A 25205-nucleotide genomic window follows, 5' to 3' on the forward strand; every position below is an offset into this window, starting at 1 on the left:
GGACTTCGGTCATCCCCGCACCTCGCTGCTCTCGCCGGCCAGCCATTTCTGCCATTCGGGGGCGCGGAGGGCAGGCCCCGGCCGAATCGACGTCCCCACCCAGGACCGCACCGGTCTGATGCCGTGCAGTGCGTTCACCAGCCACACCTCTTTTCCTTCCAGCTCTTCCACCGGTACGTGTCGCTGCCCGACCGGAACACCGAGCTGCGCGGCCCGTTCCTGGATCACCGCCGTAGTGACTCCACCCAGCACGGGCAGTTTCGGGGACGGAACGCAGAGCCAGTCCTTGTCCCACCACAGCACGCTGGCATATCCGGCTTCCAGGACCACGCCCGACTCCGTTGTGAGAAGTGCTTCCTGCGCGCCCCTTGCCACCGCTCGCCCGCGCAGCGCGTCGAGTGCGTCGAGGTCGGGTCCCTTCAGATGCGGAGCCGTCCTGGGATCGGTGGTGCCCGGTACCCACACCGTTACCGGCCCGCTCCGTGCCGGTGACGGCCGGACCCGCAAACGCAACTCGGCCGGCTCCTCAGCGGGCAGCTCCACGCGTGGGAACCAGTCTCCGGCCTTGGGGAGCTTGCCGATGGCAGCCTGCCAGAACGCCGCTGCGGTCTCCTGGGACACGCTCCCCACTGCGGCACAGCCCCGCAGGAATCGTTGCCGGTGCAGGTCGATGCGGCGCACACGGCCGTTGCTGAGCAGCCAGGAATCAGCCAGAGACAACCGTGTCCGTGCCGTTGGGGTCATGGGGTCTGCCGGCCGCAAGTAATCATCCCGCCATGTGAACACCTGTTCCCCTCTCGGGGGCAGGCCCACTTCGATCACCACTTCCCGCTTCTGAGGATGTGCCTGCGCAGCTTCCCGTTGGGCGTGCGGGGAAGCGCGTCCACCAGGTGCACGACGCGCGGGACCTTGTGGGGCGCGAGCCTGTCTCGCGCCAGGGCGACGAGCTGAGCGGGCAGGGAATCAGGCCGGCCGACTGGTTCCCTGGGCACGACGAAGGCGTGAAGCAGGGTGATGCCTTGGGCATCCGCAAGCACGGTCACGCCGACTTCCTTCACCGCGGGATGATCGCCCAGCACGGCCTCCACTTCCAGCGGGGAGACAGTCACGCCACCGACCATTTCCATGTCATCAGCGCGACCGATGTGCCGGTAGGCCCCGTCTTTGCCTCGCACCACGCGGTCGTGGGTGGCGAGCCAGCCGTCCACCAGCGTCCGAGCCGTGTCCTGGGGCCGATTGAGGTATTCCGCCATCACCGTGGGGCCGCTGACCCACAGGTCACCCTCGACCTCGTCGGCAACCGGATTGCCTGCCTTGTCACGCACTTCGAGCCGGTATCCGGGGACAGCGCGGCCGATCGTACCGGGCCAGCAGAAGTCCACTCCGTTGGCGCAAAATGCGTGGCCGACCTCGGTCGAGCCCAGTTGGTCCAGCACCGGCGCGGCCATGAACTCGGAGATTCGGCGGCCCAGGCCCGGACGCAGGTTCTCGCCTGCCGACACAGCGGCACGAACGGTGGCGAACACGGAGGGGTCACCGCTGCTGATCAGGTTGGCGTAAGCGGACGGCACGGCGTAGAGCACGGTGACGCCGTGGCGTGCGATCGCTTCACGCACCGCCCCCGGCGTCTGCCGGTCGCCGAGCAGCACGACGGAGGAACCGGTGTACAGCGGGAAGGCGAAGGCGTTCCCGAACCCGTAGGCGTAGAACAGCTTCGACAAGGACAGTCCGACGTCGTCCGGACCGATGTGGAGGACCTCTTCGCCCACCGCACTCGCATAGGCAGCCACGTCCTGGTGGCGGTGCGGCACCCCCTTGGGGACGCCTGTCGTCCCTGACGTGTACTGCACGTAGAGACGCGCGTCGGGGTCGAGCGATCGGGGCTCGGTGGCCGGTGCGTGTTCGGCTGTTGTCATCAGCGTCTCGATATCCATCACAGCGGTGCCGTCGAAGCCGCCCGCCCGTTCCGCTGTGGTCACCACCAGTACTGCTTTGCAGTCGTCGACGATGAACCGGTGACCGTCAGCGGTCAGGTCGGGATTGACGATGACAGCGGTCGCGCCGAGGACGGCGGTGCCGAGGAATGCGGTGATCCACCCGATCCCGTCGGGAAGCGCAACCACCACGTGTTCGCCCGGCCGGACCCCGTGATCCGCCAGAACTGTCGAGGCCCTGGCGGCCAACTCGTGCACCTGCCCATGAGTCCAGGTGCGTCCGGCGGTGTGCACTGCGGCGCGATCGAGCCAGCCCGATCGCGCGGCGAGATCGGCCAGGTCAGCAGCTATGTTCACCATTGTGCAGTCCTTGTCGGTCCGGCGCCCGGCAGCTCCGTCGGCTGCTCGGCCACAGAGAACAACGCACGGAGCGGGGCCGCGGCCTTGAGCAGCACCTCCGCGTACTCCTCAGCCGGGTCGGAATCCAGCACGATCGCTCCTCCGGTGCCGATGTGCATCATTCCGTCGGCGAAGACCACCGTGCGGATGACGATGTTCAGATCTGCCGTGCCGTTGCAGGACAGGTAGCCCAGCGTCCCCGAGTAGACACCGCGGGCTTGCTTCTCCAACCCGTCGATGATCTCCATGGTCCGCAGCTTCGGAGCCCCGGTCATGGAACCGCCGGGGAAGCAGGCGCGAACACAGTCCACCGCGTCAGCTCCCGGCCGGAGCCTGCCCCGGACCGTAGAGACGAGCTGGTGGACCGTCGGGTAGCTTTCGACCGCCATCAGCTTGGGCACATGGACACTGCCCACCTCGCAAACCTGTCCGATGTCATTGCGCAGCAGGTCGACGATCATGAGATTCTCGGCTCGTGTCTTGGCGCTGTTGGCCAGTTCGAGCTTGAGTTCGGCGTCCTTCGAGGGCACGGCATGGCGAGGGGCCGTACCCTTGATCGGCTTGGACTCGAGGATTCGCTGCCGGTCCAGCTTCAGGAACCGCTCGGGTGACGAACTCGCGATCTCCATGTCGTCCAGCCGCAAGAAGGCGGCATACGGTGCCGGGTTGTGCTTGCGCAGCCGCCGGTAGAAGTCGAAGGCGTCATCGAGGGCAGGGAGCTCGGCAGCGGTGGTCAGGCAGATTTCGTAGCTCTCTCCCGCAACGAGTGCGTCCTTGCACCGTGCGATGTCGTCCAGGTACTGGTTCCGGTCCCGCATCAGCCACGGCTCGACCAGAGCCTCGTCCGTGGCCTCCGTGATCACCAACCGCACCGGTTCGGCGGGCGGAAGTTCGCGCAGGGACGTGAGTGTGTCGTCGAGCCAGTGGTTGGCGGACAACTCGCCCTCCACGCTGTTCTCGGCGAGGCACAGCAGGTAGGTCAGACAATCATGGTGGTCCACGACAACGAGCCTGTCGGCGAACAGCCAACTGGCGTCAGGTGTTCGGGCCTGGTGACGGTTGGGCGAATCAAGGCGGCCCTTGAGTTCGTAACCGAAGTAGCCCACGTAGCCGCAGGCGAAGTCGAACGGCAGCCCGGCCCGGTCGATCCGGCGCTGCTGGAGCTGGTCCTGAAGGTAGTCGAACACGTTGCCACGTATGCGGCAGGGGAGTTGGCCCTGCCGTTCGACGTGGACCACTTCCTCGGCGCTGTCATATCGCACGAACTCGGCCAGCGGGCCGCTGCCGTCGCCGAGAAAGGAGAAACGTCCACGCCCGGGGTCGGTTTGGGCACTGTCCAGCCAGAAGGCCCGCGAGGAGCCGGTGAACAGCTGAGAGAAGGCCGACTCGGTGTCCACGGTGGACTCGAAGAGGCTGACGTGCAGCTGGTACTTCGCGTTGTGCGGAACCTCGACGTCCGCCGCGGCAGGGCGTCGCCGGCTTGTGATCGGCACCGGCCGCGGTCGGTGTTCGATCGTCAGGTCTCGAAAGTTGGCGATGAGCTCCGATCCGTATTCGGTGGCTATCGACTCGGGGTGGAACTGGACCCCCCACAGCGGTCGGAGCCGGTGCCTGAGCGCCATCAGTACGCCGTCCTCGGACCAGCCCATGCCTTCGAGTTCGCCAGGCAACGGTTCCTGCACGCACAGTGAGTGGTACCGCACCGCGGTGAAATGCTGCGGCAGCCCACGGAAGAGATCCCGCCCGTCGTGACGGACGGTGGTCAGATGGCCGTGTTTGGGGGCCGGAGCGGGCGCCACCTCGGCCCGCGAGCCGAGTGCGATCCCCTGGTGCCCGAGGCATACTCCCAGCACCGGCACGGTCGCCTCGGCCAGAACGCGCGCGGAGACGCCGAAATCCCGTTCCCTGCCGGGGTGTCCGGGCCCCGGGGAGATGACCACGTTGTCGAACGTGTCCCATTCCAGCGTGCCGCTTCCGGGAGCGTCGTTGCGCACCACTGTCGGCTCCTCGCCGTTGACGACGGCAAGCAGCTGGAACAGGTTGTACGTGTAGGAGTCGTAGTTGTCGATCAGCAGAGTCCTCATTGAGGCTGCTCCTCCAGAGCCGTGTGCCCGCCGTTCGGATCAGTGACGGGCGGCCAGATCCGCCACCGCTTCGATCACATGCATCGCCTGCGTGTCGTTGAGACGGGGATCGCACAGCGACCGGTAGCCGATTGCCACATCAGCTTCGTTGTCAGGGCCGCCAGGGCCGACACACTCGGTCACACGGTCGCCGGTGACCTCGAGATGCACTCCACCGGGCCACTGACCCGCGCGTCCCAGAACCTCGAAGAACCCGGTGAGTTCGTCCAGAATGTCCTTGACGTGCCGGGTCTTGATCCCGTTGGAGGTGACGACCGTGTTGCCGTGCATGGGATCGCAGACCCATGTCGCCGGGTGGCCTGAACGGCGTGTCACGTTGATGAGTTCCGGGAGCCGTTCCCGAACCCGCCGCGCGCCGAGTCGGGCGACCAACGTGAGCCGCCCAGGCCGCCGGTGCGGATCGAGGCGCTCGCACAGCTCCAGCAAGTCCTCGTTGCGGATGCCGGAGCCGACCTTGCATGCGACAGGATTGATCACGGCCGACAGCAGGGACACATGAGCCCAGCCGGGCTGCCTGGTCCGCTCGCCGATCCACGGCAGATGCGTCGAACCGGCGAACCACTCGCCTGTGACCGGGTCGAACCGGGTGAGGGGCTCCTCGTAGTCGAGTACCAGCGCCTCGTGGCTCACCCACAAGCGGTCCCGCCCCGTCGCGGCGTCGAGTCGGTGTAACCGGTCCAGCACCATGCGAGCGGTCTGGTACGCGGCGAGCATACGGAAGGGATCGGAGCGCCTGCTCCGGACGTCGGGCTCGGACCCGTTGACCAGCAGACCACGGAAGATCGGCAACGCCGTCCCGTCCACCGTCTCCACAGGCTGTGACCGTGGTTTGGCGAACTGGCCGGCCACCCGCCCGATGGCCAGTGCGGGGAGCTTCAGCCGGGCAGTGACGGTGTCGGCCATCCTGCTGATCAGCTGGTGATCGCTCTCAGCGCTGCGCACCGCATGCCTGCCGAAGGGTTCCGCGCAGGCACCTGCCTGCAGCAGGAATGCCTCACCGCGCTGCACCTGGGCCATTCGTACGAGCAAGTCTCCGGCCTCGTCGGCGCTGACCAGGGCCGGCAGCGCCGACAATCGTCGGCGGATGGCAAGAGCCGTGACCGGGTCCGGCCAGTTGGGCTGCTGGGCGGCGGGCAGGGAGTCAGCGGTGGGCGACGTCTTTAGCGTGGTCCTTTCCCGTGCAAGGGACCATTGTTCTCCGATGCGGGTCGAGATCGGCATAAGGCGTCCCACTATTCCCCTCTTCCTGCGTATGACCCTTGTGGCGCAGGCCAAGATTATTTGAACATCCCGTTCAATCCGGATTCAAGTAGGTACCTTGAGGTACGCGAAAGGCGCAAGGCGCTTCACGTGCGGGCACTCATTAAGGACGCGGGCACTCATTAAAGGCTGGGTGACCTCCCGCCCAGGTACTGGTGCCGCCGTTCGGCCATGGCCACGCACTTTGAGGTACGTAGTTGTGCGGCTTCGCTCACGCAAGGTACTTTTCTCACGTATAGCGTCCGCAATTGCGGAATTCCCCGTCGTGCGCAGGCCACCACTTGCATGGCGTTCCGAGGCCAGCGACCAGCGAACTTTCCAGGAGGACGGCAGATGTGCGGTGTCGCCGGATGGGTCAGTTTTCGTCAGGACCTCTCGCATGAGGAGAGCATTCTTGAGGGAATGACCAACTCCATGACCTGCCGCGGCCCCGACGCTTCCGGGCAGTGGCTGTCGAGGCACGCGGCCCTCGGACACCGTCGGTTGTCGATCATCGATCTGCCTGGTGGGACACAGCCCATGACGGTGGATACGCCCGGAGGGCCCGTCACTCTGAGCTATAGCGGTGAGACTTACAATTTCGTCGACCTGCGCGATGAACTGTGCAAACGGGGTCACAAATTCCGTACCAGGAGTGACACCGAGGTCGTGCTGCGCGGATACCTCGAATGGGGTTCTGCAATTGCGGAACGAATGGTGGGAATGTGCGCCATCGCGGTGTGGGATTCCCGGTACGAGCGGCTCACTCTGATCAGGGACCGCATGGGAACGAAGCCCATGCACTACTACCGGACCAAGGACGGCCTGCTCTTCGGATCTGAACCCAAGGCGATTCTCGCGCATCCTGACGTCAAGTCTGTCGTGGACATGGAGGGAATGCGCCAGCTCTTCAGCTTCTTCACGGCTTCCGAGAACGCGGTATGGGCCGGCATGAAGGTGATGACGCCCGGGACGGTCATCGAGTTCGACCGCAACGGGCTGCGCGAGCACACCTACTGGCAGCTGTCCGCCGAGGAGCACACCGACGACCTGGACACGACGGTGGCCCGGGTACGGCAGATGGTGGAAGACAACGTGCGGCACGAGTTGGTCGCCGATGTGCCGCTGGGCCTCCTGCTCTCCGGCGGCCTCGACTCCAGTGCGCTGGCGGGGCTCGCCAGTCGGCACCTGACCGCCAAGGGGGAGCGGGCCCGTACCTTCTCGGTGGACTTCCCCGGCCAGAGCGAGAACTTCCAGCCCCATGAGATGGCCGACTCCGCCGACGCGCCGTACGCCAAGGAAATGGCCGCGCACATTGGTTCCGAGCATCACGACATCGTGCTCGACCATCGCAGGCTGTCCGACCCCGACCTCCGGCGCTCCGTTGTGGCGGCGTGGGATCTTCCCTGGGGTATGGGCGATATCAACGGCTCGATGTTTCTGCTGTTCAAAGCCGTACGTGAGCACGTGACCGTGGCGCTCAGCGGCGAGGCCGCCGACGAGATCTTCGCCGGCCACGTCTGGCATCAGTCAAAAGCCGCGAGGTACGGCAGTACCTTCCCGTGGCACACCACCTGGCTCAAGCGGGTCGACTGCTCCGCCTACCTGACAGGCGAGTTCCAGGCCGCTCTGGACGCCGATGCCTACACAGCCGACTGCTTCCGGGAGGCAACCGCGCGCGTGCCGTACCTGGACGGCGAGGACGAGGAACAGCGGATGTACCGGCGGTCGCTGCACCTGGGGCTGAACCACTTCATGCGTGTGCTGGAGGATCGCGTCGACCGGATGGCGATGGCGGTGGGCCTGGAGACCCGGGTGCCGTTCTGCGACTACCGCCTGGCCCAGTACCTGTACAACGTGCCGTGGACGATGCAGACCTTCGACGGCAGGGAAAAGAGCCTGCTGCGCGCCTCGGTCAAGGACGTGGTGACCCGGTCGGTGGTGGAGCGCCGCAAGAGTCCCTACCCGTCCACCCAGGACACTCTGTACTGCGACGCACTGCAAGAGCAGGTCAAGATCCTGCTCAAAGAGCCGAACAGCCCGGTATTCGATCTGTTCGACCGGACCAAGCTCGCCGAGGCGGCCGAGCTGTCGCCGCACCAGATCGCCGGCGCCCCGCGAGCGGCTTTCGAGAAGGCCCTGGACCTGGCTGTGTGGTTCGAGATCCGCAACCCGGAACTGCGGTACTGACCGTACGGAGGACCAGTGAGCGACGAGCTCAGTCTGACCCGGGGCTACAACCTGCTCCGGATGAACGCAGACACCGAGAACCGTGATTCCACCTTCACCTTGAGCGGCCGCGAATATGAGCTGCTGGAGGGGGTTTTCTCGCCGACCCTTTGCCCGTCCACGGAAATCTACGCGGAGTGGCTTCCCTACCCCGCGGGCGGCAGTTTCCTGGAGATCGGAGCAGGAGCCGGCGTGATCTCCGTGACCGCGGCACTCAGCGGTTGTGCTCGGGTGACCGCGCTGGACATCAACGAGACAGCTGTGGAGAACACCAGACGGAATGTGGCGCGGCACGGTGTCGCCGACCGGGTGCATGTACTGCACAGCGACATGTATTCCGCACTGGACCGCCATACGCGCTTCGACCTGGTGTTCTGGAGTTCCAGCTTTATTGAACCGTCGACGGACTTTGCGCACGAGACTCCCCTGCACCACGCGATATTCGACCCCGGATACGTCATGCACCAGGAGTTCTTGCGGTCAGCGGCCGACCATCTGGAACCCGGCGGCCGACTCCTGCTCGGTTACAGCAACATGGGAAATCGCGAACTCCTCACCGAGGTTGCCGACAACGCGGGACTGCGGTTCGAGCAGCTACACGCGGCACAGCACCCTCACCTCGCCGATGTCGAATACCAGTTGCTGGAGTTTCATGTGGCAGATCGGCCCGCGAGCTGAAGGAAGAATGGAGACGGGACGGATCCAGTGAACCGAACAGAAGAATCCGGCTACCCTTCACTTTTCGAACAGTGGGATAACCGGTCCTGGGTGCGATCGAAACCGCGCAGGAACGTAGCGTTCGCGAGTGGATTGCATTACTTTTCCCCCGACCTGTGCCCGCTGCTCGCTCACCCGGAGGTTCGGGCAGCCCCGCAACAGGTCCGGGAGGAGATTCTTGTGCACTCCCTCTACGTTTACCTGGAGTTCACGGTTCAGCTGGAATTGGGGCCGGTGAACGAGACATGCCTACTGTTGCACTCACCAGATTTCTGCCCGTGGCTGCCCGCGCAGATGAAGGAAGACCTCCTCCGCATCTACACCGACGAGGCAGCCCACGCGGAGATGTCGCACGCCCTGCTGACGACGGTCCGGGATCACACCGGTGTGGAACCGATTCAACACAGGCCGTACTTCCTGCAGGAACTCTCTCGCCTGTATGCGGCGGAACTTCCGGTGTACCGGCCCCTTGTGAAGCTGTTTTTTTCCATCGTATCCGAGACGTTGATCACCGGGAGTCTGACCAAGTTACCGAAGGATCCCTCGGTGCAGCAGGCGGTACGGGAACTGGCCGCCGACCACGCGACGGACGAGGGTTTGCACCATGCCTACTTCCGACGTCTGTTCAAGTCGCTCTGGCCGAAGATGCCGGCTCCACTCCAGACCAAGATCGGGGCCATGCTGCCCGAGATCATTCTGGCGTTTCTGCGACCGGACGAGGTTGCGATGACGCACATGCTCGCCGGCTACCCTGACGTCTTTGGAGATCCAGCGCGCGTGGTGGCCGAGACCGTGGAGTTGCCACGGGTCCGCGAAAGCCTTGTCGACAATGCGGCCCCCACGCTGAGGATGCTGGCCCAGGAAGGTGTGTTCTCCGACCCGGCGATCTCCGCAGCGTTCGACAAGCACGGTCTGCGTCAGAACGCATGACCAATCGGCTGTGGGCGTGCGGAGTTGGGCATGTGGTCCTTCGTGCCGGCAGGCGTGTCGCCGTCCCGATCCGCAGAGGCAGGAGACCGTGGTGATCAACGACTACATACTCGCCCTACTGTCCGCACCGCCGGCGAACGCCACGGAGTTCACCCACGCGCGGCCCGCGTTGTGGATGGACAACTTGCGGAGGTGGCTTGAGCGCGCGGCCGAATTGGACCACAGCTTCCGCTTCGACGAACCCGTACAGGATCAGGACAACCGACGGCTCCGCCTGAGGACCCGCCTGCCCATAGCGTCCACCACGGACTTCGTGCTCCACACTTCGGCCGGCTTCGACAGGCTCACTCCCTCTCGCACCAGTCGGGCAGATTGTGACCTTGTTGTCCATTTTATGTGCGTGCCGAATCGGCCCGCTGCACCACAGTCACAGCCGTGGGAACAACCCTGCACACCGTGGGCCGGTCGCCAGGGCCTCCTCATCGTGGAGCCCCGGTGGGCGGCAGCCGTGCTCATGGCGCACTCGGCCCCGTTGTTCTGGGGCGCTTCAGCGCGCGAGGAGAGCAGATCGCTGCTGGACAGTACGCGTCCCGGCGCCGGCGGCGCAGGACCCGTGAATCGCGACCACCCTATTCCTTAAAGGACTCTGAATCCTTGTGATGGAGTGAGTACTCGACCGGGGGGGACTTGGACCAATGCCCCACGGCTCACGCCTCTCACGAATGTGCTGGCATTGCTGTAGCCGCGGTTTGGAACCCCCTGACAGAGCACCCGGCCCTGGCTGGCCTCGGAGACGGCTCCGGAGATCGACAGGACAGGCGTCAGAGCGTCGTCGTTCGTTGGCGTGGCGCTGAAGCAGATCGCTCAGGCTCTTGATGATCGCCCGAGCCGCCGCCGAGCCGTTATCCGGAGTTCGACGTCCGTGCCGTCCGTTACCGGAGGTTGTGGGTGTTCAGGCGGTGGATGAGGCCGGGGCGGCGCTGGTACGTCTCACGCAGGCGTGTGATGTGCTGCCGGAAGTCCGCTCCGCTGCCGACGCGGTAGGGCCGTCAGGTGCTGGGCGCGGGCTTCGGCCTTTCGGCGTTGTTCACGCCGGCGGCGTTCAGTGCGGCGAGTGTGGGGGCGTCGAGCAGTCCCAGGGCCAGCCGGAGCAGAAGCGCGTCCTTTTCCTTTGTCGGCAGGGCGGCGATCAGGAGTTGGAGTTCCTTCTTCGTGTGGCCGTGCGCTCGGGGGCGGCGGGGCTGGCCTGTGCGGCGATGGAGAGCAGGTCGGCATCGACTCGCAGGTAGTCCGCCAGCGCACGCTGCGGGGCGGTGAGATCGGCGAAGCCGGCCGGGACGGGAGGCTCGGTGACGGCCTGGTACTCCTCTTCGTCGTCGTCCTGCAGTTCCCACGTGGCGAGGGCGGACAGCCAGGCGAGATACAGGGACCGCGGGTCACCCGCGGCGAGTTCGGTCGCGTACATCGATGAGCGCGGTCAGGGAGTCGTCGGCGCCCTCCGCCCAGTCGCCTCCTTCATCCTCGCTGGTCAGATCAAGGACGCTAGGCGTGCGGGTGTTCCAGGCGTCGACGTGGTCGTCGAGACAGTGCGGCTGGACGGTGCGCAGCGGCAGGCGCTGCATGGGCAGCCGCAGCATCAGCCGGTGCGTACCCCAGTTGGTGACGTACGGGTGGGCGTCGAGGTACCGCTCGATCATGCGGCGCGGCTCGCCGCGGAAGTTCCCCCACTGGTAGGTGTTGGTGAAGCTTGTCGCGGTGATCCGCGCCCGGGTGGACAGGCGGCCGCGAAGCTGTTCCTGCTCCTCGCGGCTCAGTGGCCGCTCGAGGACCTGGAACTCGAAGTGCTGGTACTCGCTCACCTGCGGGACCCTACTGGCCGCCGCCTGCGGCCGAACGCCGTCGAGCCGGGGCGCATGCTGCCGGTCGTCCGTAGGGATGAGTCGCCATGACCGGTGGCGGGACGATGATGACGATGACGGCAGAACGGGTCGCGGGGCGCGCTGTGTGGGCGCGGGCATGAACGGTGCCTGGAGCGACCACGATCTGGCGGCGCTCCGTGCCGCCTGCTACGCGGCGGACGGCAGGTCACTACGGCGGTGCGATGCTCGGCGGCGCTGCATGCGCGGAATGGGGAAGGCGATGAGGTACTGGCAGATCAACTTGACGCTGCGATCGGTGGCGTCACCCCTCTCCTGCGTCCGTTGTCTGTCGACCTGGACGAACTCTCCGGCCTGCTGGAAGGCGATCCCGCCTGGGAAGGTGGCTGGGTCGACCTGAACACCGGCGAGTGCCGACTGGTGACGGCGGACTCCGGGGAGGTCTGGTATGGAGACGAGCCGGAGGACGCCGAGCGGTGGCTGCATGTGGCATGCGCGGGGTCACATGATGCTTACCGGGACATGGAGGACTTCATCGCCGTACTCGACGACCGGAGCCTCGCCGACGCCTTGGCCACCGCGATCAGGGGCCGGCACTTCCGGGCGCCCGGTCACTGGTCGTCGTCCGACTCGCCCGAGGGACGGGGGCCGCCGAAGCCGTGGGCGGACAGATCGAACCAGTTGCCCTCGGGGTCCATGGCCCGGTACTCCGCGAAGGGACGGTTGGTGAAGCGCTCGGCGGGCTCCTCGGCTCCTGCGGTGACCAGAGCGGCCGAGGTCTCGGCGGTGTCGGCCACATGGAAGCCGAAGTGGTTCATGCCCAGCGGGGTTTCGCCGTCGAGGCGGTGCTTGATCAGGGCGAGACTGAAGTACCCGTCGGAGAGGAAGCAACTGCCGTCGGGGTCCCGGTGAAAGATCTCCATGTCGAAGATCCCGCTGTAGAACTCGGCGAGCTTCTCGGGGTCGCGGGCGACGAGGGCCAGGTGACGCAGCTTGGGCTTCTTGGGGGTGGTGGACATGTGTGGACTCCTCAGGGATCAGGTGGCTGGAGGGGTGGCCGGTCGGGGGGCTGGGATCATGTTGTGAAAGGCGGTGATGAGCCAGGTTCCGTCGTCGCCGTCGTGCGCGAGGCGTTCCACGACGGCGAGGGCATGGGTGTCGGCGACCGTCTTTCCGTCGGCCGCGACCACGCTGGACTCCACGTCCACCGTGGCGAGGTCCGGCCTCCGCAGGCGGACGGACCGGATGCGCACCTCCAGGCGGGTGGCGTGGAAGGCAGTGCGGAAGAGCTGATCGTGGCCCGCGGCGATACCGGCCCGGCCGGGCGGTTTCTCGCCGCGCACCGTGGTGAAGTCGCAGTCCTCCGCGAAGACGGCGGCGAAGGCGCCGGCGTCACCGGCGGCCCAGGCACGGGTCATGGCGTCCCACAGGGCGCGGACGCGTTCGTCGTCGGTGGTGGTGGTCACTGGGCTCACGCTCCCGCGCTCGTCATCGCGGCGGTGCGGATCCGCAGCGGAACCTCGACGCACCCGCCTTCCGGCCGGACGGTCGGGGCCCAGGCGGCGAGAGCGTGATAGACGGCGCCGCCGCGCCGCTCCAGATAGCAGATGAGGTTGACGGGCCAGCCGGTGTGGCCGAAGACATGCTGGTCCATCGGTGTCGGGTACTCGCTGAGCGTGAGCCCTCGTTCGGCCTGTGGACCGATGCGGTGCCAGTCGGGGTGCATGTGGATGGATCCGAGGATCTCCAGCCCCTCGGCCTCGGCCGCGCGGGTGGCGGTCAGCAGATCCCGTGAATCGATCCACCAGCCGCGGGACTCGTTCTCGTACGCGGGGCCGAAGCGGGGAATGATCGACTCGGCGAACTCGCTGCGGGCGGCTGGGTCAGTGGTGCGGGCGTTGCGGCCGAAGGTGACCCGCCGCACGTGGTGGGCCGTCTCGCCGGAGGTGCCCACGAGCAGGGCGAAGCAGGGTAACGGAGCCTCGGGGGTGATCAGTTGGTACTGGCCGACGGCCGCGACGAGGAACTCATCGAGGGCGCGGTCGTCCATGAGGACGGTCCCGTGGCCGGGGGCCGATATATCTGATAAGGGCATGGCAAAACACGCTTTCCGTGGGGGTGGTCGAGGATTCCTCTGTCGACGTCGGTGCCCCGCAGCATGGGGCATGTCTTTGAATTCTCAATAGCTGTGGGTTTCGAGATGGCCGGCGCCCCGCACGGCCGCTGTGCGACCGGCGTGACACCCGGGGGCCCGCCCGGCCGGTGGCGCGGACAATCCGGCAACGCGCGGCGGCCGGGGTGCCCGAGCAGGCAGGGAGCGCGTTCAGCCGGCCGAGGGCAGCGGCATGACCCTGCGGTACGCGGTGGCGGCGATCACGGCCACCATGACGTGCATCGGCGGCAGTGCCGCGGTACCGGTCACATCACCGGCGTCGAAGAGCAGGAAGTCGACCGCGATCAAAGCGTTGGCCAGGGCCGACAGGGCGATCGCCGCGAGTACGCCGCTCACCACGGCGAGGGGCCGCGCCGGACTGAAGCTGTCTCGGAAACTGCAGACATCGTGACACTCCATGGGTGGGGGGTGTGAACGGCGAAGCGCTCAAAGTTGTTTGAGACCAAACATATCCTGAGGGAAGAAACTTGAAAGCTCAAGCCACCGTTCGGCGCCGCGCACCGTGGACATCGCACGGTCCCTCCCGTGCGAGGCCGAAGCGCCTCCGGAAGCCGCCGCTGAGGTCCTGTAGCGGATGCTCGCCCGCCACGCCGAGCGGGCTGGCTCTCTGAGAAAGGCGGAGCTATTCCTCAACGACGCCATCGACCTCATGGCGACAGCCGCAGCGTCACCCGACCAAGAGCCCGCTGCCGCCGCTGCCCGTGAGGTCGTCGCCGACTGCGATGCCAAGCTGGCCACCCACCGGGCCGCCCTCGACGCAGGCGCCGACCCCACCCTCATCACCCTGTGGATGGCCGAGACCCAAACGCGCCGGGCCAGAGTCGAAGCCGGGCCCGCACGGTGTCGAAGGGGCCCGGCGCCAGAATGTCCCGCGATGAGCGACCGTGCGTGCCGAGGTCACACTCGACCCGACGCATGAAAAATCCCCACGGTCGACGAGCAACCGTGGGGGAATGATGCGTGTCCGAGGGGGGACTTGAACCCCCACGCCCGATAAAGGGCACTAGCACCTCAAGCTAGCGCGTCTGCCATTCCGCCACCCGGACCAGGTGTCTGTCGTTCGGCCCGCGGCCGTTCCGACGTGGAAACCATAGCAAACATCCGGGCGTGCTCGATCACACGTGCTCGCCCGCCCTGCACGGCTCCCGCCGGGGCGGCGGGAGCGTTTACAGGGGCATGACGACCGTATTGCCGCCTTGGGCTGGACGGGCGGGCGAGGGAGTATGGCTCGTGGACCCGTCGCGGGCCGGCCCGGGTGCGGGCGGCGCCCCGCGGCAGTGAACAGGAGGAGGCAGCGTGAGTGAGTCGCTTTCGGACGCGACGACGGCCGGTGCGGTCAGAGGCGAGGACGAGGTCGTCGACCTCTGCCGCGATCTGATCCGTATCGACACCAGTAACTACGGTGACCACTCCGGGCCCGGCGAGCGTGTGGCCGCCGAGTACGTCGCCGAGAAGCTGGCCGAGGTGGGGCTCGAGCCCAAGATCTTCGAGTCGCACAAGGGCCGGGCCTCGACCGTGGCACGGATCGAGGGCGAGGATCCCTCCCGCCCGGCGCTGCTCATCCACGGCCACACCGATGTGGTGCCGGCCCACGCCGAGGACTGGACCCACCACCCCTTCTCGGGGGAGATCGTGGACGGCTGTGTCTGGGGCCGGGGCGCGGTCGACATGAAGGACATGGACGCGATGACGCTCGCGGTCGTACGTGACCGGCTGCGCACCGGCCGCAAGCCCCCGCGCGACATCGTGCTGGCCTTCCTCGCCGACGAGGAGGCGGGCGGGGTCTACGGGGCGCGCCATCTGGTCAATGAGCACCCCGAGATCTTCGAGGGCGTGACGGAGGCGATCGGCGAGGTCGGCGGCTTCTCGTTCACCGTCAACGAGGACCTGCGGCTGTATCTGATCGAGACCGCCCAGAAGGGCATGCACTGGATGCGGCTCACGGTGGAGGGCACCGCGGGGCACGGCTCGATGACCAACAACGACAACGCGATCACGGAGCTCGCGGAGGCGGTCGGCCGACTCGGGCGGCACAAGTTCCCGGTGCGGGTGACCAAGACCGTGCGGTCGTTCCTGGACGAGCTGTCCGACGCACTCGGCACCCCGCTCGACCCGGAGAACATGGACGAGACGCTCGCCAAGCTCGGCGGTATCGCGAAGCTCATCGGAGCGACGTTGCAGAACACGGCCTCGCCGACGATGCTCGGCGCCGGTTACAAGGTCAATGTGATCCCGGGGCAGGCCACCGCCCATGTCGACGGGCGCTTCCTGCCGGGGTACGAGGAGGAGTTCCTCGCTGACCTCGACCGCATCCTCGGCCCGCGGGTCAAGCGCGAGGATGTGCACGCGGACAAGGCGCTGGAGACCAGCTTCGACGGAGCGCTGGTCGACGCGATGCAGTCGGCGCTGAAGGCCGAGGACCCGATCGCCCGCGCCGTGCCGTACTGCCTCTCCGGCGGTACGGACGCCAAGTCCTTCGACGACCTCGGCATCCGCTGCTTCGGCTTCGCGCCGCTGCGGCTGCCTCCGGAGCTGGACTTCGCCGGGATGTTCCACGGGGTCGACGAGCGGGTGCCGGTGGACGGGCTGAAGTTCGGCGTGAGGGTGCTGGACCGGTTCCTGGACGCCTGCTGAACCCTTGCTGATCACTGCTCAACCGCTGCCGGAGCGCGGCCCGGTTTCTGCCGCGCTCCGTGCTGATCATGGCTGTGACCGGTGCGAACGCCGACGGGGTTACGTACTCGCACCGGTTCGGCCTAATCGATCACACATACCGAAAGAACCGAAAAGAGTGAATGCTGTCGTAGCTTGATAGCTTGATTGCTCCCTCCTCGTTACATGGTGTGTGCGGCACCTGACAGGGGCCGCGATGCCGAAAAGGGGGTGGGGGCAGTGCCCCGCCTTCGGCAACTACCGCATCGATCATGTGACATTGGGTCACGGTCCACCGGGATGTGATCCCGGGTGGTTCCGGAGGGCGTGCCACGCGCTCCGGAGCGGCTCGGGCATGGGGGTGCGGGCGGAGACGCCCGCACGCATCCCGGCCGGAACGGAAGGCAGGGGAGCGAGAAGTTATGCGACAGGTTGCGAAAAAGGGCCTGATCACCGTAGTGGCGGCGAGCGGCGTGCTGGCCGTGACCGGTGGCTACGCCCACGCGAGCTCGGGGGCGGACGGCGGTGCCGCGAACTCGCCGGGGATCGTGTCGGGCAACTCGATCCAGGCGCCGGTGCACGTGCCGGTGAACGTGTGCGGAAACACGGTGTCCGTCGTCGGCCTGATGAACAGCGCCGGTGGCGGGGGCTGTGGTGGTGAGCGGGCCGGTGGCTCGGGCAGCGGCTCCGGTGGCTCTGGCGGCTCCAGCTCGACCAGCGGCTCCCAGGCCCAGGGCGGCACTGAGGGATCGTCCGGGATCGGCTCCGGCAACAATGTCCAGGCGCCGGTCCACGTTCCGGTCAATGCCTGCGGGAACAACATCGGGGTGGCCGCGGTCGGGAATTCCACGGACGGCGGCGACTGCGGTGTGGTCGAGGCGGTCCCGAACGAGCCCGGTGAGCCCAATGAGCCGGGTGAGCCGAACGAGCCGGGTGAGCCCAATGAGCCGGGTGAGCCGAACGAGCCGGGCGAGCCCAATGAGCCGGGTGAGCCGAACGAGCCCAATGAGCCTGGCGAGCCCAATGAGCCGGGTGAGCCGAACAACCCCGGTGAGCCCAACAACCCGGGTCAGCCCAACAACCCGGGTCAGCCGAACAACCCGGGTCAGCCGAACAACCCGGGGGACAACAACCCCGGCGATGACTCGGACCAGCCCGGCGGCCAGGAGCAGACCGGAGTCCACGGGTCCGACCCGTCCTCGAACCTCGGTGGTTCCCACATCGCGGGCGACGAGCAGCTGGCCCACACCGGTGCCGGACCGGTTGATCTGGCCATTCCGGCCGCCGCCGGAATGCTCCTTGCGGGCACGGTGCTCTACCGCCGTGCCCGTGTGGCACGGCGCTGACCCACGCTCCGTGCGTCATGCGTCACATATCGCCACGTTGCACCACGCTGTGTGAGGGCGATGTGACTTTCGGCGGGCCCCGCGCTGGCGCGGGGCCCGCTCCCCGTTCCGCTGCCCCTACCAGGTGGCGCGCAGCTGGCGGATGATCCGCCGCCGCAGCCGCACCCTGCGGCTGCCGTCGGGGTTGAGCCTCAGACGATCCAACTCCCAGTGTCCGTATTCAGCATGGTCGGTGAGCATGCGGGTAGCCGCCTTGCGGGAGACCCCACGCGGCACATACACGTCGCAGAATTCATATTCCGGCATCGCATCTATTGTGCGGGAACTGCCCTGCTACGGATAGCGTCTGCACTATGTCTGATGCTGCGCAGCCATCCGCTGCCGAGGTACGCGCCGCCGCCGAAGCGGTGAAAGCCGCACTGGATCGTCACCTCGACGCTGTCGAACGCCGGTCGGGGGAAGCAGACCCAGCCGTGTATGCCGCGTTCAACGAACTGGCAGCGGCAGCCGAGGTCTACGACGAACTGCTCTACGACGCCTACGACGAGGTCACCCCCTTCGAGATCCCCGGGGACGACGCCCTGCCGGCCTATGCCGGGCCGGACGAGCCCAGCGTGCTGAACGTACTGATCCGGAGGGACTACACGATCGCCGAACCGCAGCGTCTGCTCTCGCAGGCCCAGCGGATCGCCGATCTCGACCCGGACTCCGCCGCCGGAAACGGTCGGCTGGGCGGCGAACCGGCCGCCGTCGGGGAGAGCGTCCACTCCGCGCTGGGGGTGCTTTTCGGCGAATTCGAGCCGGATGAGATCGCCTCCCGGCACAAGGAATTCGGACTGGAGGAGGGCGACTCCACCCTGTGGGTGGCGGCCGCGGAGGAGCCCGCCGAACCGGGGGAGTGGCTGTCCGCCCCCTTCGACCAGGCCGACCCGGAGTTGGTGGTCTGCCGCTTCGACGTCAGCTCGGTCTTCGACGAGGAGGGCGAGGAAGACCTCGAGGTGCTGGGCCCGGGAGGCTGAGCCGCGCTCCCGGGCGCGGGGGCCGTTGGTCCCAGCCTGTGTTCCTGGGTTCCGCGCTACGGGGAGGCCGGGCCCGAGCTGCTGTGGGGGCGTCCGCTGCGTCATCGCGCGCCCCTGCACGGCAGCGTGCCCCGGCCGGAACGCAGCCTCGCCCCTCGATCGAGGTGGAAGCCCGCGCGCCGGGCAGCCTGGCGCCCGGCTTCCTCGTCCGGTTCCGGTGGTCGTGCCGTGGGAGCCCGGTCGGCGGGCAGGCACCGTTCCGGGCACCGTCGTGTCCCCGCGGCGACCTGCCCAACCCGGCGCCCACAGTTGGTGCGCGCCGGGCGGACCGTGGCCTCCGGATACCGCCCGTCCTCGGCACCCGTTCCGGTGCTCGGCGCCTTGGAAGCCCGCCCCCGGGCGGGCACGGGTTCGGGGTCCCGCTGGCCGCGTCCCGGCGCCCGGCCCGGGGGTCTCCTGTCAGCCCGCCGGTGGCACCTGAGCCTCGAGCAGAGCGCGCAGGCGGGTGGTGCGGTCCTTGAACGGGATCTCCGCCACCGCCCGGGGGAGCGCCGCATCCACGCCGTGGACCACGGACAGATGGCGCTCGCCACGGCTGAACGCGGTGTAGACCCAGGCCCGGGTCAGGGCGGACGCCGCGTCGCCCGGCAGCACCACGACCGCCGCGGGCCAGCGCGATCCGGCTGCCTGGTGCGCGGTGATCGCCCAGCCGTGCCGCAGCAGCTCGCCGACCTCCTCGCGGCCCACCACCACGGGGGTGCCCGCACAGTCCAGCCGCAGCCCGTCGGCGTCCGCCGACACCACCGTGGCCAGGACGGTGCGGCCCGGGGCCGGGGTGTACGCCACGCGGTCGCCCGGATCGAAGCCGCCGAACCGGCCGGGGCCGGGGTTCAGCCGGTTCTTGAGAGCGCTGTTCAGCGCACGCGTCCCGGCGGCGCCGCCATGGCCCGGGGTGATCACCTGCGTCTGCTCAGCCGGAACGCCGATCGCGCGCGGCACCGAGTCGGCGACCAACTGCACGGTGCGGTGCACCGCCTCGCCCGCGTCACGCGCGGGCACGATCACGACCTCCTTGCCCGGCGCCTCTACCTGGTTCAGCTCGCCGATACCGATCCCCGAGACCAGCTCGCCGATCGGCCCGGGGTCGGGGGTGCGCGAGACGACCTGTGGGCAGCGGCGGGCTGCCAGCAGGTCCGCGAAGACCCGGCCCGGCCCGGCGGACCAGAGGACCCCGGGATCTCCGCTCAGCACCAGCCGTGCGCCGTCCGGCAGCGACTCGACGAGCATCGCCGCCGTCTCCACGTCGAGCTGCGGCGCGTCGAGAACGGCGAGCAGATCGAGCGCCAGCGCCCCCGCCTCGTCGCGGCCGGGACCCTCCCCGCCGGACAGCAGCCCCGCGACGGTGACGGCCGACGGCGCCGCGGCACCGGACGGGTCGGTGTCGATCAGCGCGGCCAGGCGCCGTCTGCCGTTCTCGCTGTGCGCCGCCGCATACGCCCGCAGGCCCAACGCGCGGGCGGCGGCGACCAGCGCCGCCGGTTCGGCGCGGGCCACCTCACCACCGCTGTGGGTGACCAGGCCGTGGGACCCCACGGTGCGGATCAACTCGGAGGCGGAGGGGGACGGAGCGGCGGCGGCAGCCTTCTCCCAGCCGGGCGCGCTCGGCTCACCGGTGCCCGGCTCGTCGGCCCCTGCATCGTCCGCCGATCCCTCCGGGGGGCTCGACGGTCCGGTGAAGGTACTGGCGACCCGGGCCAGACCGTCGGCCAGGCTCTCTTCCGCCAGCGCGTAGCGGTCCAGGCCGAGCAGGACCCGGACGGGCTGTTCGGCGTCCTCTTCGTCTTCGGCGGTGGCGGGGCGGGCGGCTCCTGGAGTGTCCAGCGCGTCCTGGAACACCAGCACTTCGCCGTCCGCGATCACGGTGCGCAGCGCCTCGTCCGGGTCGGGTACGGCCACCTTGGCGAGCGCGGAGCGCAGCGCACCGGACTCCAGTGCGGTGTGGCCCTCGAGAGCGGCGCGCTCCAGCAGCCAGCCGGTGAGCGCCCGCGCACGGCGCTCGTCGTCCGGTCGGCAGTCGGGGCCGAGCAGGCCGCGCGCGAAGCCGTCGGCCTGGTCGTGGCGGACCCCGGGGACCGCCAAGAGCTGCCAGGGGTCCTCGCGCAGGGCCTCGGCCGCCCGCTCGCCCAGCACCTCGGCCACTCGCCCGGCCAGCGTCTCGGGTGCCCCGCCCGCCGCGAGCACCTGCCGGACGTCGGCAGCCCCCGCGATCTCGCCGTCCGGCCCGCGCACCGGCCGGGGCGCCGCCCGGACCACACCGCCGGGGCCGGGGCCGGTCGGGACGCCCCCGCCGCCGGGGGCGTCAGCGCGAGCCTGCTGGGGCCGGGGCGCGGCGGGCGCCGGGCTGGGCGCCGGACGGCGGGTCGGAGCGGGCTCGTTGAAGAACGACGCCGCCGACCGCTCACCACTCTCCACGGCCCGCACCGCGGCGGCCAGAGCCTCGGCGGCAGCCGACCGCCGTCCCTCGGTCGCTGCGGCGGCCGCCGCGTTTCCGGAATCGGTCCCGGCTGCCGCTCCGGCCGAGGCCCGGTCCGGCGCGGGTCCGTTGCCCGCGTTCGTCAGCCCTGTGCGGTCGTTGGCGCGGTCGGTCCCCTCACGACCGGGGCCCGCCGTGTCGCTCGAGGCCCCCTCTGCATCGCCCCCCGCTGATGCATCCGCCCCCGGTTCGGCTTCCGCGCCGGTGTCCGTACCCGCCTCCCCGGAGGCGTTGCCCGCCCCGGCCGCGGCACCCGTGCCCGCCGGCTCCGGCGTGGTGGCTCCGGCCCTGGCGGCCGGGCTCGGCGAGCCCTCGGCATCGGCATCCCCGCCGGTGTGTGCATCCGCCCCCTGCGGGGACGCGCTCCCCCCGCCCGCGGCGGGACCGTGGTCACCCGACGCCGCTGTGGCTCCCATGCCCCCCGGCTCCGTCGCGGCCGCGGGTGTCCCGGCGGCCGGGCTCGGGCCGCCCGCGGCCCCATCGGCGTTCTCCACGTCCGGGCTCGCCGGTCGGCCCCCTTCCGGCCCCGCCCCCGCGGAGGCATCGCCCCCGGTCGCCGGGGTTTCCCGGACGGCGGCGGACTCCGAACCCCCTGGCTCCGCCCCCGATTCCGCCCGTCCCCCGGCTCCCCTGGCTTCCCCGGTTTCCCCGGCCTCCGGCGCGGTCGTCCGCGGGGTCGTGTCGGCCTCCTCGGGCGCGGAGGCGGCCTCGCCGGCGAGGCGGTCGGTACTCACAGGGTGCTCCAGTCCTGATCGGGATAGCGGTGCACGGGCGCCGACACATCGTCGAGCGCCTGGCAGATCTCGTCCGGAAGACTAAGGGTCTCCACCGACAACGCCGTCCTCAGCTGCTGGGCGTTGCGCGCGCCGACGATCGGCGCGGCGACGCCCGGACGGTCGCGGACCCAGGCGAGGGCGACATGCAGCGCGGTGGTGGCCAGCCCGTCGGCGGCTATGGCGACGGCCTCGACGACTCGGCTCGCCTCCTCGTCGAGATACGGCGCGACGAAGGCCGCGAGCTCGGAGGCGCCGCGGGAGTCCGCGGGGGTCATATGGCGGTACTTCCCGGTCAGTACGCCCCGGCCGAGCGGTGACGAGGGGAGCAGCCCGATCCCCAGGTCGAGGGCGGCGGGCAGCACTTCGCGCTCGACGCCGCGCTGGAGTAGGGAGTACTCCATCTGTGTGCTGGCGAGACGGGTGTGGGCGCCGGACGAAGCCAGCTGCCAGGTTGCTGCCTTCGCGAGCTGCCAGCCGCAGAAGTTGGAGACGCCCACATACCGGGCCCGCCCGCTGCTGACCGCGATGTCGAGTGCCTGGAGGGTCTCCTCGAGCGGGGTGACCGGGTCGAAGGCGTGCACCTGCCACAGGTCGACATAGTCCGTGCCCAGCCGCTCCAGCGAGGCGTCCAGCGCGGCGAGCAGATGGCCGCGCGAGCCGTCGAAGCGCCGGTCGGGATCGGGCACGCTGCCCGCCTTCGTGGCGATCTGGAGGTCGCGCCGGGGCACCAGCCCCTCCAGCAACTGCCCGAGGAGGTATTCGGCGCCGCCGTCCGCGTACACATCCGCGGTGTCGACCAGTGTGCCGCCCGCCTCCCAGAACGCCTTGAGCTGGTCCGCGGCGTCGTGTTCGTCGGTGTCCCGCCCCCAGGTGAGCGTGCCGAGCCCGAGCCGGGAGACGCGCAGGCCCGTGCGGCCGAGGTGCCTTTGCTCCATGAACGTCGAGATTACTGGCCGGAAAGCGAGCCGTGGCGGCCTGTGGATAACCTCCCCCTGACGTATCGCGGTCCCGCGCGCTAGAGTCCCCGGAACAGGGACGTTACTGATCGGTAAGAGGTGCGGTATGAGGCTCGGAATCAACCTCGGCTACTGGGGTGCCGGGATGGACGCGGACAACCTCGCGGTCGCCCGCGAGGCTGACCGGCTCGGCTACTCGGTCTGCTGGGCGGCCGAGGCGTACGGCTCGGACGCCGCCACCGTGCTCGCCTGGGTCGCCGCGCAGACCGAGCGCATCGACGTCGGCTCCGCCATCTTCCAGATCCCGGCCCGTACGCCCGCGATGACGGCGATGACCGCCGCCACCCTCGACACGCTCTCCGGTGGCCGCTTCCGCCTCGGCCTCGGCGTCTCGGGCCCGCAGGTCTCCGAGGGGTGGTACGGCGTGCGGTTCGACAAGCCGCTCGCCCGCACCCGTGAGTATGTGGAGGTCATCCGCAAGGCCATGTCGCGCCAGCGGCTGACGCACGACGGCGACAACTGGACGCTGCCGCTGCCCGACGGCCCCGGCAAGCCGCTCAAGCTCACCGTGCACCCGGTGCGTGAGCACATCCCGCTGTACATCGCCGCTATAGGCCCGAAGAACCTGGAGCAGACAGGCGAGATCGCCGACGGCGCTCTGGTGCTGTTCTACGCCCCCGAGCACGCCGAGGAGACCACCCTCGGCTCACTGCGCGCGGGCCGGGCCAAGATCGGCAAGGACCTCGAGGGCTTCGATGTGGTGCCCACCGTCCCGATGGCCGTCGGCGACGACGTCCGCGGCCTCGCCGACCACTTCCGCCCGTACACCGCGCTCTACGTGGGCGGCATGGGCAGCGCCAAGCAGAACTTCTACAACAAGCTGGCGCAGCGCATGGGTTACGAGAAGGAGGCCGCCGAGATCCAGGAGAAGTACCTCAGCGGCGACAAGGAGGGTGCCGCCGCGGCCGTGCCCCACGAGCTGATCGACTCCACCTCGCTGATCGGCCCCGTCGAGCGCATCGCCGACCGTATGCAGGCGTACGCCCAGGCCGGGGTCACCACCCTGTCGCTGACCCCCGCGGGCTTCACGCTCGAGGAGCGGCTCGCCGGTCTGCGGGCGGGCGTCGAGGCGCTGGACCGGGCCGGACTGGCGTAAGGCCGCCGAAGAAGTCCTGCGGCCGTGGTGGGGGCTCGGGGGTCTTCCCCGCCACGGCCGTCACTGTGCACAACGCCTGTGCCCCCGGCTGGTTACGCCCGCCCGGTCTTCTCCGGAATCGCCCGTACGGACGAGTCGGACCCCTCCCCTGTTGCCGCTGCGCACCCCCGGCATTTGACTTTTTCTGCGCGAATGTCGTGCATGGAGCGCACGGAGGTGGCAGAGATGATCTCGGCGAAAGGCGTCTTCCAGGAGATTCTCGACAACGACGAGTCGTTCCGGCTCTTCTGCTCCATCGCGGCCAGCGGCGAGGCCCAGGGAGGCTGGGAGAACGGTCGGATCGCCGCCCTCGTGCCCGACAGCCAGCGCGCCCTCGCGCCCAAGATCACCCGGCATGGCGCCGACGAGGACAAGCACGGCCGGATCTTCAACGCCCTGCTGCGCAAGCGCGGACTGGAGCCCATGGAGGTCCCGCGCGAGACCGACTACACCATGCTGCTGGAGGCGCGTGGCATCGGGCTGGCCCATGACAAGCTGCGCCGTGACGAGATGCTGACCGAGCACGACATCGTCGTCTATCTCGCCCACAGCCGGGTTACCGAGCAGCGGGCCTCCGCCCAGATGCTGATGCTGCGCAAGTACTTCGGTGACCATCCGGTCATCGGCCGCGCGGTGGAGATGATCTCGAACGACGAGGACAATCACCTCGCCTACTGCCATGAGGAACTGCTGCGGCTGGCCGCCGCCGGTTACGGCCGGACCATCCAGCGGACGCTGCGGGAGAGCGCGCTGGCCGAGATGGGGGTCTACCGGGATGTGAGCCTCGCCGTGATGTCCCATATGGGGCGCATCCTGGGCTGGTCCACGGCGAAGGCCGCGGTGCTGGCGGCGGGTGTGCACGCCATGTACGGCGTCGAGCGGCTGGGCGGCTGGCGGCGTATGGTCACGCTGCGGATGCCGGAGCGGCGGGACGCCCTGGGCGGCCCCTCGACCAGTGCCTCCGAGGCTCCCGAGTTCGCCTGAGGCAGAAGCCCCGGACAAGCCCTCGGGCGGGCTGCCGAATCCGGGCGGCTGTCGAATCCGGGCGGGCTGCCGGAACGGGCGGGCGCCCTGATCCGCTCGCTC

Annotated in this window: 21 protein-coding genes and 1 tRNA gene; 8 read left to right on the top strand and 14 right to left on the bottom strand. The window is 68.9% G+C overall.

Annotated features, from left to right (window positions below; translation table 11 throughout):
* Positions 1-9: 9 nt before the first annotated feature.
* The 4 genes from JK363_RS37265 to JK363_RS37280 are packed head-to-tail and all read right to left on the bottom strand — an operon-like array spanning position 10 to position 5698.
* The gene (locus tag JK363_RS37265) at positions 10-825 is read right to left on the bottom strand and encodes an aminotransferase class IV (RefSeq protein ID WP_307822024.1); all 816 of its coding nucleotides are present in this window, start codon (positions 823-825) and stop codon (positions 10-12) included.
* On the bottom strand, positions 819-2294 hold the full coding sequence (locus JK363_RS37270) for an AMP-binding protein (RefSeq protein ID WP_201882406.1): 1476 nt from the start codon (positions 2292-2294) through the stop codon (positions 819-821). The genes JK363_RS37265 and JK363_RS37270 overlap by 7 nt, the downstream gene beginning before the upstream one ends.
* Positions 2288-4417, bottom strand: coding sequence for an aminodeoxychorismate synthase component I (gene pabB, locus JK363_RS37275; RefSeq protein ID WP_201882407.1), 2130 nt, complete (start codon positions 4415-4417; stop codon positions 2288-2290). Before pabB ends, JK363_RS37270 begins: the two co-directional genes overlap by 7 nt.
* Positions 4418-4456: 39 nt before the next feature.
* Entirely contained in the window at positions 4457-5698 is a 1242-nt protein-coding gene (locus JK363_RS37280; RefSeq protein WP_201882408.1) for a 3-deoxy-7-phosphoheptulonate synthase, read from the bottom strand.
* A 372-nt stretch (positions 5699-6070) separates the two neighbouring features.
* On the opposite strand from JK363_RS37280, the gene asnB reads away from it, so the two are divergent.
* Genes asnB through JK363_RS37295 form a run of 3 tightly spaced genes read left to right on the top strand, consistent with a single transcriptional unit; the run spans position 6071 to position 9592 of the window.
* The gene (asnB, locus tag JK363_RS37285) at positions 6071-7906 is read left to right on the top strand and encodes an asparagine synthase (glutamine-hydrolyzing) (RefSeq protein WP_201882409.1); all 1836 of its coding nucleotides are present in this window, start codon (positions 6071-6073) and stop codon (positions 7904-7906) included.
* Between the two features lie 15 nt (positions 7907-7921).
* Positions 7922-8623 (top strand): methyltransferase, encoded by a 702-nt coding sequence (locus JK363_RS37290; protein ID WP_307822025.1) that lies wholly within the window; start codon positions 7922-7924, stop codon positions 8621-8623.
* Positions 8624-8650: 27 nt separating this feature from the next.
* On the top strand, positions 8651-9592 hold the full coding sequence (locus JK363_RS37295) for a diiron oxygenase (protein ID WP_201882410.1): 942 nt from the start codon (positions 8651-8653) through the stop codon (positions 9590-9592).
* Between the two features lie 1189 nt (positions 9593-10781).
* Here the strand turns inward: JK363_RS37295 and JK363_RS37300 are convergent.
* The 7 genes from JK363_RS37300 to JK363_RS37325 all read right to left on the bottom strand — a co-directional run bounded on the left by JK363_RS37300 (position 10782) and on the right by JK363_RS37325 (position 14688).
* Positions 10782-11057, bottom strand: a complete 276-nt coding sequence (locus JK363_RS37300) for a hypothetical protein (RefSeq protein WP_201882411.1) — start codon at positions 11055-11057, stop codon at positions 10782-10784.
* On the bottom strand, positions 11029-11451 hold the full coding sequence (locus tag JK363_RS37305; RefSeq protein ID WP_201882413.1) for a hypothetical protein: 423 nt from the start codon (positions 11449-11451) through the stop codon (positions 11029-11031). The genes JK363_RS37300 and JK363_RS37305 overlap by 29 nt, the downstream gene beginning before the upstream one ends.
* Before the next feature lie 629 nt (positions 11452-12080).
* The gene (locus JK363_RS43340) at positions 12081-12488 is read right to left on the bottom strand and encodes a VOC family protein (protein ID WP_236076447.1); all 408 of its coding nucleotides are present in this window, start codon (positions 12486-12488) and stop codon (positions 12081-12083) included.
* An 18-nt stretch (positions 12489-12506) separates the two neighbouring features.
* Positions 12507-12935, bottom strand: coding sequence for an SgcJ/EcaC family oxidoreductase (locus tag JK363_RS43345; RefSeq protein WP_307822026.1), 429 nt, complete (start codon positions 12933-12935; stop codon positions 12507-12509).
* A 5-nt stretch (positions 12936-12940) separates the two neighbouring features.
* Positions 12941-13519, bottom strand: coding sequence for an MPN domain-containing protein (locus tag JK363_RS37315; RefSeq protein ID WP_236076448.1), 579 nt, complete (start codon positions 13517-13519; stop codon positions 12941-12943).
* A gap of 273 nt (positions 13520-13792) precedes the next feature.
* Entirely contained in the window at positions 13793-13978 is a 186-nt protein-coding gene (locus tag JK363_RS37320; RefSeq protein WP_201882417.1) for a hypothetical protein, read from the bottom strand.
* 625 nt (positions 13979-14603) lie between these two features.
* Positions 14604-14688, bottom strand: a tRNA-Leu gene (locus JK363_RS37325).
* Positions 14689-14938: 250 nt separating this feature from the next.
* On the opposite strand from JK363_RS37325, the gene JK363_RS37330 reads away from it, so the two are divergent.
* A complete protein-coding gene (locus tag JK363_RS37330; RefSeq protein WP_201882419.1) occupies positions 14939-16276 on the top strand; it encodes a M20/M25/M40 family metallo-hydrolase in 1338 nt (445 codons plus the stop codon).
* Between the two features lie 440 nt (positions 16277-16716).
* Positions 16717-17640, top strand: a complete 924-nt coding sequence (locus JK363_RS37335) for a chaplin (protein ID WP_201882421.1) — start codon at positions 16717-16719, stop codon at positions 17638-17640.
* Between the two features lie 117 nt (positions 17641-17757).
* Here JK363_RS37335 and JK363_RS37340 read toward each other — a convergent pair whose 3' ends face one another.
* Entirely contained in the window at positions 17758-17946 is a 189-nt protein-coding gene (locus JK363_RS37340; RefSeq protein WP_201882423.1) for a DUF5703 family protein, read from the bottom strand.
* 47 nt (positions 17947-17993) lie between these two features.
* On the opposite strand from JK363_RS37340, the gene JK363_RS37345 reads away from it, so the two are divergent.
* Positions 17994-18659, top strand: a complete 666-nt coding sequence (locus tag JK363_RS37345; protein ID WP_201882424.1) for a hypothetical protein — start codon at positions 17994-17996, stop codon at positions 18657-18659.
* Positions 18660-19118: 459 nt separating this feature from the next.
* Here JK363_RS37345 and JK363_RS37350 read toward each other — a convergent pair whose 3' ends face one another.
* Positions 19119-21608, bottom strand: a complete 2490-nt coding sequence (locus JK363_RS37350) for a helix-hairpin-helix domain-containing protein (protein ID WP_201882472.1) — start codon at positions 21606-21608, stop codon at positions 19119-19121.
* Between the two features lie 314 nt (positions 21609-21922).
* A complete protein-coding gene (locus tag JK363_RS37355) occupies positions 21923-22903 on the bottom strand; it encodes an aldo/keto reductase (RefSeq protein ID WP_201882428.1) in 981 nt (326 codons plus the stop codon).
* 127 nt (positions 22904-23030) lie between these two features.
* Here JK363_RS37355 and JK363_RS37360 point away from each other — a divergent pair, with 127 nt between their 5' ends.
* Positions 23031-24080 (top strand): LLM class F420-dependent oxidoreductase, encoded by a 1050-nt coding sequence (locus tag JK363_RS37360; protein WP_201882430.1) that lies wholly within the window; start codon positions 23031-23033, stop codon positions 24078-24080.
* A 225-nt stretch (positions 24081-24305) separates the two neighbouring features.
* Positions 24306-25103: a ferritin-like domain-containing protein gene (locus JK363_RS37365; RefSeq protein ID WP_201882431.1), complete on the top strand. Its 798-nt coding sequence runs from the start codon at positions 24306-24308 to the stop codon at positions 25101-25103.
* Positions 25104-25205: the final 102 nt, after the last annotated feature.

This window comes from Streptomyces coffeae (genome assembly GCF_016741875.1).
In the GTDB taxonomy this organism is placed as follows: Bacteria; Actinomycetota; Actinomycetes; order Streptomycetales; family Streptomycetaceae; genus Streptomyces; species Streptomyces coffeae.